General features: G+C 52.1%; 2 tRNA genes and 2 rRNA genes. All 4 read left to right on the top strand.

Going from position 1 to position 3,506, the window contains the following annotated elements:
- A 16S ribosomal RNA gene (locus G7Z99_RS19580) occupies positions 1–72 on the top strand; the annotation flags it as partial.
- An 86-nt stretch (positions 73–158) separates the two neighbouring features.
- Positions 159–235, top strand: a tRNA-Ile gene (locus G7Z99_RS19575).
- A gap of 31 nt (positions 236–266) precedes the next feature.
- Positions 267–342, top strand: a tRNA-Ala gene (locus G7Z99_RS19570).
- A 250-nt stretch (positions 343–592) separates the two neighbouring features.
- Positions 593–3,484: ribosomal RNA gene (locus G7Z99_RS19565) — 23S ribosomal RNA — on the top strand.
- The last annotated feature ends 22 nt before the right edge of the window (positions 3,485–3,506 follow it).

Genomic DNA, 3,506 nt, shown 5'->3' with positions numbered 1-3,506 from the left:
GTGTGATTCATGACTGGGGTGAAGTCGTAACAAGGTAGCCGTAGGGGAACCTGCGGCTGGATCACCTCCTTAATCGACGACATCAGCCAGCTGATGAGCTCCCACACGAATTGCTTGATTCATTGTACGAAGACGATGCTGTAACGCGACCCTGTTATAGGTCTGTAGCTCAGTTGGTTAGAGCGCACCCCTGATAAGGGTGAGGTCGGCAGTTCAAATCTGCCCAGACCTACCATTTCATGGTGCGGCTTGACGCTACGACACACGGGGCCATAGCTCAGCTGGGAGAGCGCCTGCCTTGCACGCAGGAGGTCAGCGGTTCGATCCCGCTTGGCTCCACCACTTTTGATCGTCGCCACTGTTCAGAATACAGAAATGAACATTTGCAGCACAACGCTGTGAAATGTTGATTTCTGACTTTTGTCAGATCGTTCTTTAAAAATTCGGATATGTGATAGAAATAGACTGATGGCCACTTTCACTGGTGGTGATCAGGCTAAGGTAAAATTTGTGAGTTCTGCGCGAGAGCGCAACATGCGAATTTTCGGCGAATGTCGTCTTCACAGTATAACCAGATTGCTTGGGGTTATATGGTCAAGTGAAGAAGCGCATACGGTGGATGCCTTGGCAGTCAGAGGCGATGAAAGACGTGGTAGCCTGCGATAAGCTTTGGGGAGTCGGCAAACAGACTGTGATCCAGAGATCTCTGAATGGGGGAACCCACTCAGCACAAGCTGAGTATCCTGCACTGAATACATAGGTGCATGAGGCGAACCAGGGGAACTGAAACATCTAAGTACCCTGAGGAATAGAAATCAACCGAGATTCCCTTAGTAGTGGCGAGCGAACGGGGACCAGCCCTTAAGTTGGTTGAAGATTAGTGGAACGCTCTGGAAAGTGCGGCCATAGTGGGTGATAGCCCCGTACACGAAAATCTTCTTTCAATGAAATCGAGTAGGACGGAGCACGAGAAACTTTGTCTGAATATGGGGGGACCATCCTCCAAGGCTAAATACTACTGACTGACCGATAGTGAACCAGTACCGTGAGGGAAAGGCGAAAAGAACCCCGGAGAGGGGAGTGAAATAGAACCTGAAACCGTATGCGTACAAGCAGTGGGAGCCTACTTGTTAGGTGACTGCGTACCTTTTGTATAATGGGTCAGCGACTTATATTCAGTGGCGAGCTTAACCGAATAGGGGAGGCGTAGCGAAAGCGAGTCTTAATAGGGCGAACAGTCGCTGGGTATAGACCCGAAACCGGGCGATCTATCCATGGGCAGGTTGAAGGTTAGGTAACACTGACTGGAGGACCGAACCGACTACCGTTGAAAAGTTAGCGGATGACCTGTGGATCGGAGTGAAAGGCTAATCAAGCTCGGAGATAGCTGGTTCTCCTCGAAAGCTATTTAGGTAGCGCCTCATGTATCACTGCTGGGGGTAGAGCACTGTTTCGGCTAGGGGGTCATCCCGACTTACCAAACCGATGCAAACTCCGAATACCAGCAAGTGCCGAGCATGGGAGACACACGGCGGGTGCTAACGTCCGTCGTGAAAAGGGAAACAACCCAGACCGTCAGCTAAGGTCCCAAAGTCATGGTTAAGTGGGAAACGATGTGGGAAGGCTTAGACAGCTAGGAGGTTGGCTTAGAAGCAGCCACCCTTTAAAGAAAGCGTAATAGCTCACTAGTCGAGTCGGCCTGCGCGGAAGATGTAACGGGGCTCAAACCATGCACCGAAGCTACGGGTATCACCACTAGGTGATGCGGTAGAGGAGCGTTCTGTAAGCCTGTGAAGGTCAGTTGAGAAGCTGGCTGGAGGTATCAGAAGTGCGAATGCTGACATGAGTAACGACAATGGGAGTGAAAAACTCCCACGCCGAAAGACCAAGGTTTCCTGCGCAACGTTAATCGACGCAGGGTTAGTCGGTCCCTAAGGCGAGGCTGAAAAGCGTAGTCGATGGAAAACAGGTTAATATTCCTGTACTTCCGGTTATTGCGATGGAGGGACGGAGAAGGCTAGGCCAGCTTGGCGTTGGTTGTCCAAGTTTAAGGTGGTAGGCTGGGATCTTAGGCAAATCCGGGATCCCAAGGCCGAGAGCTGATGACGAGTTGCCTCTAGGCGACGAAGTGGTTGATGCCATGCTTCCAAGAAAAGCTCCTAAGCTTCAGATAACCGGGAACCGTACCCCAAACCGACACAGGTGGTTAGGTAGAGAATACCAAGGCGCTTGAGAGAACTCGGGTGAAGGAACTAGGCAAAATGGCACCGTAACTTCGGGAGAAGGTGCGCCGGCGAGGGTCAAGGACTTGCTCCGTAAGCCCATGCCGGTCGAAGATACCAGGCCGCTGCGACTGTTTATTAAAAACACAGCACTCTGCAAACACGAAAGTGGACGTATAGGGTGTGACGCCTGCCCGGTGCCGGAAGGTTAATTGATGGGGTTAGCGCAAGCGAAGCTCTTGATCGAAGCCCCGGTAAACGGCGGCCGTAACTATAACGGTCCTAAGGTAGCGAAATTCCTTGTCGGGTAAGTTCCGACCTGCACGAATGGCGTAACGATGGCGGCGCTGTCTCCACCCGAGACTCAGTGAAATTGAAATCGCTGTGAAGATGCAGTGTATCCGCGGCTAGACGGAAAGACCCCGTGAACCTTTACTATAGCTTTGCACTGGACTTTGAATTTGCTTGTGTAGGATAGGTGGGAGGCTTTGAAGCGTGGACGCCAGTCTGCGTGGAGCCATCCTTGAAATACCACCCTGGCAACTTTGAGGTTCTAACTCAGGTCCGTTATCCGGATCGAGGACAGTGTATGGTGGGTAGTTTGACTGGGGCGGTCTCCTCCCAAAGAGTAACGGAGGAGTACGAAGGTGCGCTCAGACCGGTCGGAAATCGGTCGTAGAGTATAAAGGCAAAAGCGCGCTTGACTGCGAGACCCACACGTCGAGCAGGTACGAAAGTAGGTCTTAGTGATCCGGTGGTTCTGTATGGAAGGGCCATCGCTCAACGGATAAAAGGTACTCCGGGGATAACAGGCTGATACCGCCCAAGAGTTCATATCGACGGCGGTGTTTGGCACCTCGATGTCGGCTCATCACATCCTGGGGCTGAAGCCGGTCCCAAGGGTATGGCTGTTCGCCATTTAAAGTGGTACGCGAGCTGGGTTTAGAACGTCGTGAGACAGTTCGGTCCCTATCTGCCGTGGACGTTTGAGATTTGAGAGGGGCTGCTCCTAGTACGAGAGGACCGGAGTGGACGAACCTCTGGTGTTCCGGTTGTCACGCCAGTGGCATTGCCGGGTAGCTATGTTCGGAAGAGATAACCGCTGAAAGCATCTAAGCGGGAAACTTGCCTCAAGATGAGATCTCACTGGGATCTTGAATCCCCTAAAGGGCCGTCGAAGACTACGACGTTGATAGGTTGGGTGTGTAAGCGCTGTGAGGCGTTGAGCTAACCAATACTAATTGCCCGTGAGGCTTGACCATATAACACCCAAGCAATCTGCCA

It is taken from the genome of Pseudomonas entomophila, from assembly GCF_013523165.1.
GTDB classification, from domain to species: domain Bacteria; phylum Pseudomonadota; class Gammaproteobacteria; order Pseudomonadales; family Pseudomonadaceae; genus Aquipseudomonas; species Aquipseudomonas entomophila_A.
The sequence above is the reverse complement of the archived record's forward strand: the minus strand, read 5'-3'. Positions and strand labels throughout refer to the sequence as shown.